This window comes from Deltaproteobacteria bacterium (genome assembly GCA_016210005.1).
GTDB lineage: Bacteria > Desulfobacterota > Binatia > HRBIN30 > JACQVA1 > JACQVA1.
The window spans coordinates 1-13,905 of the sequence record JACQVA010000073.1 but is presented as its reverse complement, the minus strand read 5'-3'; the positions used below and the strand labels follow the sequence as shown (position 1 = coordinate 13,905).

At 66.7% G+C, this 13,905-nt stretch carries 9 protein-coding genes; 7 read left to right on the top strand and 2 right to left on the bottom strand.

Annotated features, from left to right (window positions below; genetic code table 11):
* The 4 genes from HY699_07630 to HY699_07615 all read left to right on the top strand — a co-directional run.
* A partial coding sequence (locus HY699_07630) for a response regulator (protein MBI4515669.1) occupies positions 1 to 4,122 on the top strand: 4,122 nt, incomplete at its 5' end.
* A gap of 113 nt (positions 4,123 to 4,235) precedes the next feature.
* Positions 4,236 to 5,525, top strand: coding sequence for a response regulator (locus HY699_07625; protein ID MBI4515668.1), 1,290 nt, complete (start codon positions 4,236 to 4,238; stop codon positions 5,523 to 5,525).
* A gap of 86 nt (positions 5,526 to 5,611) precedes the next feature.
* The gene (locus tag HY699_07620) at positions 5,612 to 6,445 is read left to right on the top strand and encodes a protein-glutamate O-methyltransferase CheR (GenBank protein ID MBI4515667.1); all 834 of its coding nucleotides are present in this window, start codon (positions 5,612 to 5,614) and stop codon (positions 6,443 to 6,445) included.
* Positions 6,445 to 7,011 (top strand): chemotaxis protein CheB, encoded by a 567-nt coding sequence (locus tag HY699_07615; protein ID MBI4515666.1) that lies wholly within the window; start codon positions 6,445 to 6,447, stop codon positions 7,009 to 7,011. Before HY699_07620 ends, HY699_07615 begins: the two co-directional genes overlap by 1 nt.
* 281 nt (positions 7,012 to 7,292) lie before the next feature.
* On the opposite strand, the gene HY699_07610 is transcribed toward HY699_07615, so the two are convergent.
* On the bottom strand, positions 7,293 to 7,667 hold the full coding sequence (locus tag HY699_07610; GenBank protein ID MBI4515665.1) for an endonuclease domain-containing protein: 375 nt from the start codon (positions 7,665 to 7,667) through the stop codon (positions 7,293 to 7,295).
* A gap of 609 nt (positions 7,668 to 8,276) precedes the next feature.
* On the opposite strand from HY699_07610, the gene HY699_07605 reads away from it, so the two are divergent.
* From HY699_07605 to HY699_07595, 3 genes are all read left to right on the top strand, one after another.
* Positions 8,277 to 9,539: a response regulator gene (locus HY699_07605; GenBank protein ID MBI4515664.1), complete on the top strand. Its 1,263-nt coding sequence runs from the start codon at positions 8,277 to 8,279 to the stop codon at positions 9,537 to 9,539.
* Positions 9,540 to 9,547: 8 nt separating this feature from the next.
* Complete coding sequence (locus HY699_07600) at positions 9,548 to 11,563, top strand: response regulator (GenBank protein MBI4515663.1); 2,016 nt, start codon at positions 9,548 to 9,550, stop codon at positions 11,561 to 11,563.
* Between the two features lie 492 nt (positions 11,564 to 12,055).
* Positions 12,056 to 12,910 carry a response regulator gene (locus HY699_07595; protein ID MBI4515662.1) on the top strand — a complete coding sequence of 285 codons (855 nt, stop codon included), beginning with the start codon at positions 12,056 to 12,058 and terminating at the stop codon, positions 12,908 to 12,910.
* Here HY699_07595 and HY699_07590 read toward each other — a convergent pair.
* Entirely contained in the window at positions 12,891 to 13,727 is an 837-nt protein-coding gene (locus HY699_07590; protein ID MBI4515661.1) for an SMP-30/gluconolactonase/LRE family protein, read from the bottom strand. The two genes, HY699_07595 and HY699_07590, sit on opposite strands and share 20 nt — an antisense overlap.
* Positions 13,728 to 13,905 lie beyond the last annotated feature (178 nt).

The window sequence follows — 13,905 nt, the reverse complement described above, 5'->3', positions numbered from 1 at the left end:
GTCAACGGCATGGCCGCCAACTTGACCGGCCAGGTGCGCAACATCGCCGACGTCACCACCGCGGTCGCCAACGGCGACTTGAGCCGCAAGATCACCGTCGATGCCCGCGGCGAGATCCTCGAACTCAAGAACACCATCAATGCCATGACTGACCGGCTCAACTCCTTCGCCGCCGAGGTCACCCGCGTCGCCCGCGAGGTCGGCACCGACGGCAAACTCGGCGGCCAGGCGCAGGTGCCGGGGGTGGGCGGGGTCTGGGCCGACCTCACCGACAGTGTCAACGGCATGGCCGCCAACTTGACCGGCCAGGTGCGCAACATCGCCGACGTCACCACCGCGGTCGCCAACGGCGACTTGAGCCGTAAAATCACCGTCGACGCCCGCGGCGAAATCCTCGAACTCAAGAACACCATCAATGCCATGGTCGACCGGCTCAACTCCTTCGCCGCCGAGGTCACCCGCGTCGCCCGCGAGGTCGGCACCGAGGGCAAGCTCGGCGGTCAAGCCCAGGTGCGCGGCGTCGCCGGCACTTGGCGCGACCTGACCGAGAGCGTCAACGGCATGGCCGCCAACCTGACCGGCCAGGTGCGCAACATCGCCGAGGTCACCACCGCGGTGGCCAACGGCGATTTGACCCGCAAGATCACCGTCGATGCCAAGGGCGAAATTTTGGAGCTCAAGAACACCGTCAACACCATGGTCGATCAGCTCGGCTCGTTCGCCTCGGAAGTCACCCGCGTCGCCCGCGAGGTCGGCACCGAGGGCCGGCTCGGCGGCCAGGCGGTGGTGCGGGGCGTCGCCGGTACCTGGAAGGACCTCACCGACAACGTCAACATCATGGCCGCCAACCTCACTGATCAGGTGCGCGGCATCGCCAAAGTGGTCACCGCGGTAGCCACTGGTGACCTCAAGCAGAAACTCACGGTGCAGGCCAAGGGTGAGATCGCCGCCCTCGCCGACACCATCAACAACATGACCGACACCTTGGCCACCTTCGCCGACCAGGTCACCTCGGTGGCGCGCGAGGTCGGCGTCGAGGGCAAACTCGGCGGCCAGGCGCGCGTGCCGGGCGCCGCCGGTACCTGGAAGGACCTCACCGACAACGTCAACCAACTCGCCGCCAACCTCACCAACCAGGTGCGCGCCATCGCCGAGGTCGCCACCGCCGTCACTAAGGGTGACCTCAGCCGCTCGATCACGGTCGAAGCCCAGGGCGAGGTGGCCGAGTTGAAAGACAACGTCAACCAGATGATCGGCAACCTGCGCGACACCACCCAGAAGAACGTCGAGCAGGACTGGCTCAAGACCAACCTCGCCAAGTTTACCCGCATGCTGCAGGGCCAGCGCGATCTGATGACGGTGTCGAAAACCATCCTCTCCGAGCTCGCCCCGCTGGTCGCCGCCCAGCATGGCGTCTTTTATCTGATGGAAGCCCAGGAAGGGGCCGCCGCGGCGGCCGCGCCGGCCCCCGACCCGCGCCTCAACCTGCTGGCGACTTATGCCTACAAGAAGCGCAAGAGCCTGGCGCAAACCTTCCGCTTGGGCGAAGGCCTCGTCGGCCAGTGCGCGTTGGAGAAAGAGCGCATCCTGATCACCAACGCCCCGCCCGACTACGTCCAGATCACTTCCGGCCTGGGCGAATCCACGCCGCTCAACATCGTGGTGCTGCCGGTGCTGTTCGAGGGCAAGGTCACCTCGGTGGTCGAGCTGGCCTCCTTCAACGCCTTCAGCGACATCCACTTGAGCTTCCTCGATCAGCTCACCGAGAGCATCGGCATCGTGCTCAACACCATCCAGGCCGGTATGCGCACCGAGGAGTTGCTCAAGCAGTCGCAGTCGATGGCGCAGGAACTCCAACGCCAGCAGGAAGAGCTGCAGCAGACCAACGAGGAGTTGGAGGAGAAGGCGCGCTTGCTGACCGAACAGAACGCCGAGGTCGAGCGCAAGAACCGTGAGGTCGAGCGCGCCCGGCGCGAGTTGCAGGACAAGGCCGAGCAGTTGGCGATAACCTCGAAGTACAAGTCCGAGTTCCTCGCCAACATGTCGCACGAGCTGCGCACCCCGCTCAACAGCTTGCTGATCCTGGCCAAGCAGCTCGAAGATAACCCCGAGGGCCACCTCTCCACGCGCGAGGTCCAGTTCGCCACCAGCATCCATGCCTCCGGCACCGACCTGCTCAACCTCATCAACGACATCCTCGATCTCTCCAAGATCGAGTCCGGCACCGTTACCCTCGATATCGCCGAAGTCCACTTCAGCGACGTGCGCGACGATATCGATCGCACCTTCCGCCACGTCGCCGACACCAAGGGCCTCGGGTTCACCATCGACCTCGACCAGGCCCTGCCGCGCGCCATCCTCACCGACGCCAAGCGCTTGCAGCAGGTGATCAAGAACCTGCTCTCCAACGCCTTCAAGTTCACCGAGCGCGGCCAGGTGAATCTGCGCATGGCGCCGGCCACCACCGGCTGGAGCGACGATCATCCGGTGCTCAACCGCGCCTCACAGGTGATTGCGTTCGCCATCACCGACACCGGCATCGGTATCGCACCCGAAAAGCAGCGCATCATCTTCGAGACGTTCCAGCAGGCCGACGGCAGCACCAGCCGCAAGTACGGCGGCACCGGCCTAGGCTTGGCGATCAGCCGCTCGATCGCCGACCTGCTGGGCGGCGAGATCCGCTTGACCAGCACTCCCGGACAAGGCAGCACCTTCACCTTCTACTTGCCGTCGAACTACACCCCGCCGGCGCCGGGCGCCCGCCGCCCGCGCCTCGAAGGGGCAGTGCAAGCCGGCCTGGCCGCGCTGGCGGCCAGGGCCGCCGGCGGCGGCAGCTCCGAGCCGCCGCGCGCCGAGCGCTGGGTGCCGCCGGAATCCGCCGCTCCGCCGCCGCGAACGCTGGCTGCGGCCGAGCCGGCCGATGACCGCGCCCACATCCAAGCCAGCGATCGGGTCGTCCTCATCGTCGAGGACGACCCGACCTTCGCCAGCGTGCTCCTCGACACCGCCCGCGAGCATGGCTTCAAGGGCGTTGTCACCAGCAAGGGCGAAGAGAGCCTGACGCTGGCGCGGCAGTTCCAACCCGCCGCTATCACCCTCGACATCATCTTGCCCGACATCGACGGCTGGACCGTGCTCGATCGCTTGAAGCTCGACCCGAGCACCCGTCACATCCCCGTCCACATCATCAGCGTGCAGGACGAGCGCGAGCGCGGCCTGCAACGCGGCGCGATCGCCTATCTCGAAAAGCCCGTCAGTCGAGCCGCAATCGAAGACGCCTTCAGCCGCATCCGCAGTTTCCTAGAATCCGGCACCAAAAACCTGCTGGTCGTCGAAGACAACACCAGCCAGCGCGAGAGCATGGTGGAGCTGATCGGCAACGGCGACGTCCACATCACCGCCGTCGGCAGTGCGGACGAGGCGCGCGGCCGACTCAAAGCCCAGCACTTCGACTGCGCGGTGATCGACCTCGGCTTGCCGGACGTCAAGTGCGGCTTCGAGTTGCTCGAAGAGATCCAGGCCACGCCCGCCTGGCGCGAGCTGCCGATCATCGTTTACACCGGCAAGGAGCTGAGCCCGAGAGAAGAGGGCCGGCTGCATACGCTCTCCCAAAGCATCGTGGTCAAGGGCGTGCGCTCGCCCGAGCGCCTGCTGGCGGAAACCGCGCTCTTCTTGCATCGCGTCGCCTCCGATCTGCCGGAACAGAAGCGGCGGGTGCTCGAAAAGCTCTACCAGACCGATGCGCCGCTGGAGAAACGCAAAGTGCTGGTGGTCGACGACGACGTGCGCAACATCTTCGCCCTCACCACCGTGCTCGAACGTCACAAGATGGAGGTGCTGACGGCCGAAAACGGCAAGCAGGCCATCGCCACGCTCGAAGCCAATCCGAGCATCGACGTGGTGCTGATGGACATCATGATGCCCGAACTCGACGGCTACGAAACCATGCGCTTGATCCGCAAGAACCCCAAGTTCAAGAACCTGCCGATCATTGCCCTGACCGCCAAAGCGATGAAAGGCGATCGCGAGAAATGCATCGAAGCCGGCGCCTCCGACTACATCGCCAAGCCCGTCGACACCGATCAACTGCTGTCGCTGCTGCGCGTCTGGCTGTACCGGTGAGAAGAACAGTGGTCAGTTGTCGGTTGTCAGTTCTCGGTTGTTGGTTGTCGGTCCGGGTTTCCTCTCCCGCAGGGAGAGGTCACGTGAGGGGCCAGTGAACTCGGCCAGCAAGCATGACCGCCATCAATACCGCAGTTGACGCCGGCACCACGGACCTGCCCGCGCGCGTCCTGCTGGTCGACGACCGGCCGGCGACCTTGCAGGCGATGTTGGCGGTGCTGGAGGGCCAGGGCTACGAGCTGGTCACCGCCGGCTCCGGCGAGGAGGCGCTGCGCCGCGCCTTGCAGCAGGACTTTGCCGTGATCGTGATGGACGTGCACATGCCCGGCCTCAACGGCTTTGAGACCGCGGCTCTGATCCGCCGGCGCGAGCGCTCGCGCTACACCCCGATCATCTTCGCCACCGCCACTGATGCGGACGCGTGCCACGAGTACAAAGGCTACGCCGTCGGGGCGGTGGATTATCTCATGGCGCCGGTGGCGGCGCCGGTCTTGCGTGCCAAAGTGGCGGCGTTCGTCGAGCTGTTTCGCAAGAGCGCACAGATCAACGCGCAAAGGGCCCGCCTCGATTCGCTCAATCGCGACCTGGCCGAGCGCGTGCGGGAAAGCGAGCGCCTCAACCGCGAGCTAGCCGACGCCAACTGCGAGTTGGAAGCCTTCTCTTACACCGTCTCCCACGACCTGCGTGCGCCGCTGCGGGCGATCGACGGCTTCAGCCGCATCTTGCTCGAAGAGTACGGTGCGCAGTTGGACGAACAAGCGCAGCACTACTTGCAGCGCACCCGCCTTGCTGCCGAGCGCATGCGCCAGCTGATCGAAGACCTGCTCCAGCTCGGGCGCGTGGGCCGGGCCGAGCTGCAGCGCCGTACCGTCGACCTCAGCGCGCTGGCCGCGGCCATCGCCCGCGACTTGAGCCAGACTCAGCCCGCGCGTGTGGCCGAGTTCCACATCGAGCCGGCGCTCAGCGCGCAAGGCGACGAGCAGCTGCTGCGCATCGCGCTAGAGAATCTCCTGGGCAACTCCTGGAAGTACACCGGCAAACAGCCGGCCGCACGAATCGAGTTCGGGCGACTTCCGCTCACCGCCTCCAGCTCGGAGCGCGAGGTGGTCTTCTTCGTGCGCGACAACGGCGCCGGCTTCGACATGGCGCATGCCGGCGAGTTGTTCACGGCCTTCAAACGTTTGCACGCGGCCAGCGAGTTCGAAGGCACCGGCGTCGGCCTGGCCACCGTGCAACGCGTCATCCAGCGCCACGGCGGCCGGGTCTGGGCCGAGAGCGCCGCCGGCACAGGAACCACCTTCTACTTTACTCTCAGCCTGGAGCCGGTGTCGGTGGTCGGTGATCAGCACTCAGCCTTCAGAACACAGGAGTGGCAATATGATCACGAAAGCACGACAGGATGAAAACACGAAACGCCGGACTCGCTCTCCCGCCCCGAACGCGCGCGCAGATCACGTTCCACCGGGGCCCAGCGCGCCAGTTGACGCGCATGGCTGAGATCGCCAAGACCAGCGTCGAAGACATCGAGCTTTCGCTCTTCCTCGAGGGCATCTTTCGCCGCTACGGCTACGATTTCCGCGACTACGCGCCGGCCTCGCTGCAGCGCCGCATCCGCAAGTGCATGCGCGACGAGCAGCTCCACACCGTCTCGGCGTTGCAAGACCGCGTGCTGCACGACCCGGCGGCGATGCAGCGCTTTCTGCATACGGTCTCCATCGATGTCACGGCCATGTTTCGTGACCCGACCTTTTATTGCGCCTTTCGCCAACGAGTCGTGCCGCTTTTGCGCAGCCAGCCGAGCCTGCGCATCTGGCACGCCGGCTGCGCCGCGGGCGAGGAAGTCTACTCGATGGCCATCCTGCTGCAGGAAGAAGGCCTCTCCGAGCGCAGCCGCCTTTACGCCACCGACATGAACACCCTCGGCCTGGACAAGGGCAAGGCGGGCATCTTCCGACTCAAGGCCATGCAGGGCTATACCGAAAACTACCAGAAAGCCGGCGGCAAGCGCTCGTTCTCGGAGTACTACAGCGCGCGCTACGACCACGCCATCTTCCAGGACTCGCTCAAGCAGAACATCGTCTGGGCCGAGCACAACCTGGTGACCGACCGCTCCTTCAACGAGTTCCAGGTCATCCTCTGCCGCAACGTGCTGATCTACTTCAACCAGTCGCTGCAAAAGCGCGTGCACAAGCTACTCTACGAAAGCCTGGCGCTGCAAGGCATCCTGGCGCTGGGCAGCAAGGAGACGTTGCAGTTCACGCCCTACGCCGACTGCTTCGAGAGCCTCGATGACCGCGAGAAGATCTTTCGAAAGGTGAAGTGATGGTCGCGCCCTCCGCTATCGTGGTCATCGGCGCCTCGTTGGGTGGCACGCGCGCGCTGCAAGCGGTGCTGCCGGCGCTGCCGGCGGGGTTTCCGTTGCCGATCGCCGTGGTGCTGCACCGCAGTGCGGACAGCGAGGCCGGTCTTGGCTCCGCGTTGCAACAAGACTGCCGCCTGACGGTGGTCGAGGCCGAGGACAAGCAGGAGATCGAGCGCGGGCACGTCTACCTGGCGCCGGCCGGCTATCACTTGCTGATTGAGGGTGGTCACTGTGCGCTCTCGATCGAGGAGCCGGTGAACTTTGCTCTGCCGTCGATCGACGTGCTGTTCGAGTCGGCGGCCGACAGCTGCGGTGAGCGCGTTGTCGGCGTGGTGCTCACCGGCAACAGTTCCGATGGCGCTGAAGGTCTGGCCACCATCAAGCGCCACGGCGGCCTGGTCATCGTGCAGGACCCAGCCACCGCCGAAGGCACCATCATGCCCGCGGCCGCAATCGCCGCCACCAAGGTCGATGAGATCCTGCCGCTCATCGAGATCGGCCCGTTCCTGGCGAGGTTGGCGCAATGAGCGCACCGGGACCAGTCAGAAGGAGCCCCTCACCCCAACCCTCTCCCCGCAAGAAGATGCGGGGAGAGGGGGTTCGGACCGCTCCGCTCCCTCTGCCCGTTCCCACTCTGCTCCCTACCCTCGCATGCACCCCGCTCCCTCGCCCCGTCTTCTTTCCGCTCCCTCGCTCCGTCCTCGGGGAGAGGGCTGCGGTGAGCGGTTGCTCCTTCCAAGAACCCCTGCCCGCGATCAGGTTCCCTCTCCCCGCATCGTTGCGCGGGGAGAGGGTCAGGGTGAGGGGTTCAAAGACGCGCAGCCCCGAGCGCTCGCCCAAGCTCGAGCCCAATCGCTTGCAGCACTGCCTCTGTCTTCTCCAAGACGTCGTGATTCCAGAATCGAATGACGCGAAAGCCGTGCGCCGCCAGGCACGCGGTTCGAGCGCCATCGCGCCCGGCCGCTGCGGCGTGTTGTCCGCCATCGATCTCGACAACCAGCCGCGCCTCGACGCAGCAGAAGTCGGCGAAGTAGGGACCAATGGGATGCTGCCGGCGAAATTTAGCCCCGGCCAGTCGGCGAGCGCGCAGCCGGCGCCAAAGTGCAGCCTCAGCATCACTGCCTTCGCGACGCAGTGCGCGGGAGCGCGCGCGCGTACTTCGCGTTCGCGGGTCGCTCTTCATGCGATTGGCACTTTCGGGGAAGACCTTTGCCTGGAATCCCCGGCCGGGTCCAGTCTTGAAATGTGCCCCTCACCCCAGCCCTCTCCCCGCGAAGTGCGGGGAGAGGGAGGCGGAGGGAGCGTGCTAAGCGCGTCTCTTTCTCCCGGTATCGTGTTGCGGTGCGAGAGTCAGGGTGAGGGGTTCGGTGCCGGCGCTCGCGCTCCCGGAGGCGCAACGTACGGCCACCGCGACGCATTACTCCAGCATCCGGCTCCCTCTCCCCGCATCGTCTTGCGGGGAGAGGGCAGGGGTGAGGGGCTCGGCTCTGGCAGGCACAGCCTGCCCTACAACTTCCCGACGGCGTCTGCATCATGAACCCCCTCACCCCGACCCTCTCCCCGCGAAATGATGCGGGGAGAGGGAGCCGGAGAGAGCGTGCCAAGCGCGCCTCCCTCTCCCTCGATCCGCCTCCCTCTCCCCGCATCACCTTGCGGGGAGAGGGCTGGGGTGAGGGGTTTCGATACGGCGCTCGCGATCCGGCAGGCACAGCCTGCCCTACAGTCCTATCAGCCCCAGAGCACAGCCGGTGGCGGCAGCCCTCCGTGGCTGCCGTAGGCCCGTAGGCCAACCATGATCGTCGCTGACGAAATTCCGCCCGCACAAGACACCGGCGCTTTCGAAGAACCGGTCAGCCTGTTGCTGGTCGACGACCGGCCGGAGAATTTGCTGGCGCTGGAGGCCCTGCTCGATCACCAGCGAGGCTACGAGCTGGTGAAGGCGCAATCGGGGCGCGAGGCGTTGCGCCAGGTACTGGCACGCGACTTCGCGGTGATTCTGCTCGATGTGATGATGCCCGAGATGGACGGCTTCGAGACCGCCGCGCTGATCCGCCAGCGCGAGCGCTCGCGCGCTACCCCGATCATCTTCCTCACCGCCGTCAGTCTCGACTCGGCGCACATGCTCAAGGGCTACGCCCTCGGCGCGGTCGATTACCTGACCAAGCCGTTCATCCCCGAGGTGCTGCGCGCGAAGGTGGCGGTGTTGGTCGAGCTCTCTCGCAAGTCGCAGGCGCTGGCGCGCTCGGAGGCACAGCTGCGCCTGCTCAACGAGACCCTGGAGCAACAGGTGGCCGAGCGCACCGCGGCACTACAGGCCAAAACCGATGAGGCGGCGGCCATGTCGCAGCAGCTCTGGCTCACCGCCAAGCTGGCCACCATGGGCGAGCTGGCCGCCAGTATCGCTCACGAGCTCAATAACCCGCTGGCAACGGTGACGCTGCGTACCGAGTCGCTGCTGGCGCAGTGCGCGCCGGACGATCCCCGACAAGCCGTGCTCAACGTCATCGCGCAAGAGGTCGAACGGATGGCCAGCCTGGTGGCCAACCTGCTGCAATTCAGCCGGCGCGCCGGCAAGCAGATCTCCAGCCTAAACCTCTGCGAAGAAGTGGCGGCGACTTTGGATCTGATCCACTACCACCTGCGTAAACGCAACATCGCGGTCGAGCGCGCCTGCCCCGCCGACATTCCGCTGATTCACGCCGACCGCCAGCAACTGCGCCAGGTGCTGCTCAACCTCTTAACCAACGCCGCCGACGCCATGCCGCAGGGGGGTAAGCTGCGCCTCGAGGTGCGCGCCGAGCCGCCGCTCCTGGTGATCGAAATCGCCGACACCGGCAGCGGTATCGCCGCCGGCGACCTGCCCCGGGTGATGCAGCCGTTCTTCACCACCAAACCCGAAGGCAAGGGCACCGGCTTAGGGCTGCCGATCTGCAAACGCATCATCGAGGAGCACGGCGGGCGCATCGATATCCACAGCGTGGTCGGCCAAGGCACGACCGTGCGGGCCACGCTGCCGCTCGCCCCCGCCGCGGGCGGCGTTCACGTGCAGATCTAGGTGATCACATGCCACCCAACGTTCCACCACTGGGCCGCATTCTCGTCGTCGATGACGAACATGAGTTGCTCGCGGCGCTGACCGACGCCCTCAGTGCGCAGGGCTACGACACCACCGGCTGTGACTCGGGGGCGGCGGCGCTGGCGGCGCTGCGGGAGCGGCCTTTCGACGCCGTGCTCAGCGACCTGATGATGCCGGGCATGGACGGGATCGCGCTCTTGCGCGAGGCGCTCACGCTCGCCCCCGACCTGGCCGGCATCATCATGACCGGGCAGGGCACGATCCAGAGCGCCCTCGAGGCGATGAAGAGCGGCGCCTTCGACTACGTGCTCAAGCCCTTCAAGCTCAGCCTGATCCTGCCGGTGCTGTCGCGCGCCGTCGCCGTGCGCCGGCTGCGCGAAGAGAATGTGCAGTTGCAACAGGCGGTGGCAATCTACGAGCTCAGCCACGCGATCGCCGAGACCCTCGACCTCGACACGGTGCTCGAGCAGGTAGCCGAGGCCGCGCTGGCGCAGGCTCGCGCCGACGGCGTCTGTGTTCTGCTTCCCGGTGAGAGCGGCGGCGAGTTGCGGGTCGCACGCAGCCGCGGCCGGCCCTGCCGCTGGGCGCTGGGCGAGCCGCTGCTTGCGTTTGAAGAGGGCGCGCCGGCCGACAGCGCGCTGCTGCCGATGCGTGCCGGCAACGCTCTGACCGGCGCCATTCATCTGCACTTCAGCAGACCGCGGCGCGGCCTCACCACGGGTGAACGCAAGGCGTTGGGCCTGCTCACCACCATCGCCGGCTCGGCGGTACAGAACGCTCAGCTGCACGCCCAATTACAGGAGGAAGCTCAGGTCACCGCCGCCCTGGCCCGCGTCGGGCGCGAGATGATCTCTTCCCTCGACACCCCGGTGCTGCTCAACCGCTTGTGCCAGCTGACCGTCGAGTTGTTGCAGTGCGATGTCAGCCACACCTTCCAGCTGCGCCCCGAGCACGGCGGCTACGTCGCCACCGCCGGGGCCGGCGATAGCCCCGAGCAGTTCCAGGCCCTGCAAGTCACCCGGATCGCACCGGCGGTGTTGGTGGGCTTGCTGGCACGGCTACAGACCGAGGCGGTGGTGGCGGCTGGCACCGGCGCGGCCCCGCCGCCGTTGGGTGGCGCCGGGGCGCTGCTCTGCGGCGCACTGCGCCGGGGCGAACAGATCATCGGCCTGCACACCGCCGGGCGGCTGCTGGCACAGCCGTTTACGCCCCGGCAGCAGCGTTTGGCCGCCGGCATCGCGCAACTCGGCTCGCTCGCACTCGCCAACGCTTACGTGGCCGAGGAGCTGCAGCAGGTCAACCAGCTGAAGTCGGACTTCGTTGCCACCATCTCGCACGAGCTGCGCACTCCACTGCATGTGATCATGGGGTACAACCAATTGCTGGAGTCGGAGGGCTTCGGCCCGGTCAGCGGCGAGCAGATCGAGGTGCTGCGCCAGATGCAGGCCAGCGCCGAAGATCTGTTGCGGCTGGTCAATGCCACCCTCGATCTCGGCCGGCTGGAAAGCGGCCGGCTGCCGCTCCGCTTCGGCGAAACCCAGGCGGGCGAGTTACTGCGCCAGGTGGAAGGGGAGACTGCCGCGCTCCGCGCCGCCAAGCCGCTGCTGCGTTTCTCGTGGCAGGCGGCGGCGGACACGCCGCCGCTGGTCACCGACCTGCAGCGGCTCAAGGTGGTGCTGCGTAACCTGATCGACAACGCGGTCAAGTTCACCGCGGCGGGCGGCGTCACCGTCAGCATTGCGGGCCGCGAAGGCGGCGTCGAGATCGCAGTGGCTGATACCGGCATCGGCATTGCCCCCGAGGTCTTCCCGATCATCTTCGAGCCCTTTCGCCAGGGCGAGCATGCCATGACCCGGCGCTACGGCGGCGTCGGCCTGGGCCTGTACATCGCCCGGCGCATGCTCGATGCCCTCGGCGGCACCATCAGCGCCGAAAGCGTCCCGGGCCAAGGCTCGACCTTTCGCGTCCGGCTGCCCGTACGCAGCCAGCGCCAAGCGGCCTGAGCGGAGGGAATGCGGTGGAGGTCAGCGGTCGGGAGTTGGAGTTCGGAGCGCGGCCATGACGATTACGCCGAGCGCCATCCCCGCCACTCGCGCGCTGACCACGGCTCCCGTCGACTTGCCTGCAAGCATCAATATGAACCCCTCACCCCAACCCTCTCCCCGCAAAATAATGCGGGGAGAGGGAGCCGGAGGGCGCGTGCCAAGCGCGCCTCTCTGTCCCCACGTCTGCTCGCGAGGAGACGTCGGCGGAGAAGGAGACAACTACCCCCAGCCACCACTCCGCCATCCGCCTCCCTCTCCCCGCATCACCTTGCGGGGAGAGGGCTGGGGTGAGGGGTACAATCCGACCTCTCGCTCCGCCAAGCACTCCCTACCCTATAACCGAACTACCCGCGCCATCCCCCGGCTGCTGACCCTGCCTCCCTCTCCCCGCATCGTCTTGCGGGGAGAGGGTCGGGGCGAGGGGTACCGTCCAACTAGTAGGAGACTGACATGACGACCACGCCGAGCCCCGACCCCGTCACTCGCGTGCTGCTGGTGGAGGACTACATGCCGCACGTCGAGGTGGTGCGGCTGTTCCTCGAACAGGCGGTGAACACCCGCTTCGCCCTGACGCACGTGGAGTGGCTCAGCCATGCGTTCCGCGAGCTGGCCGCCGGCCAGTTCGACATCGTGCTGCTCGACCTCGACTTGCCCGACAGCCAGGGGCTGCCGACATTGGTGGCATTTCGCGCTCGGGTGCCGAATATCCCGGTGGTGGTGCTGACGGCACACGATGAGGACGAGCTCGCCGTCAGCGCCCTGCGCGAGGGGGCACAAGACTTTGTGGTGAAGTGGCAGCGGCGCGGCCCCAAGCTGCTGCGCGCCATGAGGTTCGCGATCGTGCGGGCGCAGTTGTGGCACGCACCGCCGCAACCGGGCCAGCCGATCAACATCCTGCTGGTCGATGACAGTGCCGGCGACGTGCGCCTGCTGCACGAAAGCTTGCGCGAGTGTAAGCTGCGCAACCCGCTCTACGTGCTGAGCGACGGCGACGCGGCGCTGGCGTTCTTGCGGCGAGAGGGGAAGTTCAGCACCGCGCCGCGCCCGACGCTGATCCTGCTCGACTGGTACCTGCCGACCAAGAGCGGTGGCGAGGTGCTGGCCGAGATCAAGCGCGACCCGGCACTAGCCGACATCCCGGTGATCGTGCTGACCACCTCGCAGCTGGAAGCCGAGCGTCTGGCCGCCTTCCAGCCGCACGCGGTCGGTTATCTGACCAAGCCTTTCGATATCGAGCAGCTGATCAAGCTGGTCAACGCCCGCGACGAGTTCTGGCTCAGCATCGTCACACAGCCCGCGCACTGAGCCCGTGCCCGCGCAGCAACGGCAGGCCGGTGACGCCGGCATCGAAGCGCCACAGCCGGCCGAACTCGGCTTCCGCCACGTACAGGCTAGTGCCGCCGATGCAACAATTGGTGACCAAGCCGCGGCTGCACTCGAAGCGTCGGACCACGTAGCCGTCCTCGATCACGGCGACGCAGTGAGCGTAGCGCGCGGCGGTGTAAAGCCGGCCGTCGCTGCCGAAACAGAAGCCCGCCGGAGTGTGGTACTCGGGCAGCTCAGCTGCGACCTCGGGCCCCTCCGGGCCGACTCGCATCAAGCGCCGGGTGAAGACTTCGCTCCAGTAGAGCTCGCCTTCGCCCGAAAAGCCGATGCCGGCGGGACAGACCGGCCCGAGACGGCGAATCAACGTGCCCTCGCCGCTATCGAGCTCGTAGGCGAAGATGCGGCCCGCCAGTGTGTTGACCGCCGGTTTCGCCGGCCCACGCGTATCGGTGAAGTACAGCCGGCCATCGGGCCCGAAGGCGAGATCGGCGGGGGCCTCGAGCGTCATGCCCGCCACCGAAGTTGCCAGCACCGACACGGTTCCGCCGGCGCTTACGCGCACAATGGCGGCGGGCGTGCGCTCGCCGCCGCTCTGGGCGATGTAGATCGCGCCGTCGCCGCCGAGCGCAACGCCGCCGGGTGCGCCGCCGAGGCCAGCCACCTCTGCCAGCCCGTGCGCTTCGGTCCAGCGCAACAACCGGCCCGGGCCGCCCGCCGTGATCCAGAGAGTTCCCTCCGCCCACGCCAACCCAGTGGCCCCGAGCAGCCCTTCGGCAATGATCTCACCAGCGTACATTGAGGCCCTTGGCTATCCTTGCCTCCGGTCCTTGCTCTCCTTGCTGTCCTTGCTGTCCTTGCTGTCCTTGCTGTCCTTGGGCCATTCACCACAGCAAAGAACCCGAGCGCAACTCCCCACAATAGGCTGATCCTGCCCGAGAAGTGTTCGCTGGACACGGTGACGTGAGATGTTAGGG

What these genes read in the sequence shown, in the direction of transcription:
- HY699_07600 (MBI4515663.1), top strand. Translation starts at nt 9,548, where the DNA reads ATGCCACCCAACGTTCCACCACTGGGCCGCATTCTCGTCGTCGATGAC.
- HY699_07620 (MBI4515667.1), top strand. Translation starts at nt 5,612, where the DNA reads ATGGCTGAGATCGCCAAGACCAGCGTCGAAGACATCGAGCTTTCGCTC.
- HY699_07615 (MBI4515666.1), top strand. Translation starts at nt 6,445, where the DNA reads ATGGTCGCGCCCTCCGCTATCGTGGTCATCGGCGCCTCGTTGGGTGGC.
- HY699_07595 (MBI4515662.1), top strand. Translation starts at nt 12,056, where the DNA reads ATGACGACCACGCCGAGCCCCGACCCCGTCACTCGCGTGCTGCTGGTG.
- HY699_07590 (MBI4515661.1), bottom strand. Translation starts at nt 13,727, where the DNA reads ATGTACGCTGGTGAGATCATTGCCGAAGGGCTGCTCGGGGCCACTGGG.
- HY699_07610 (MBI4515665.1), bottom strand. Translation starts at nt 7,667, where the DNA reads ATGAAGAGCGACCCGCGAACGCGAAGTACGCGCGCGCGCTCCCGCGCA.
- HY699_07605 (MBI4515664.1), top strand. Translation starts at nt 8,277, where the DNA reads ATGATCGTCGCTGACGAAATTCCGCCCGCACAAGACACCGGCGCTTTC.
- HY699_07625 (MBI4515668.1), top strand. Translation starts at nt 4,236, where the DNA reads ATGACCGCCATCAATACCGCAGTTGACGCCGGCACCACGGACCTGCCC.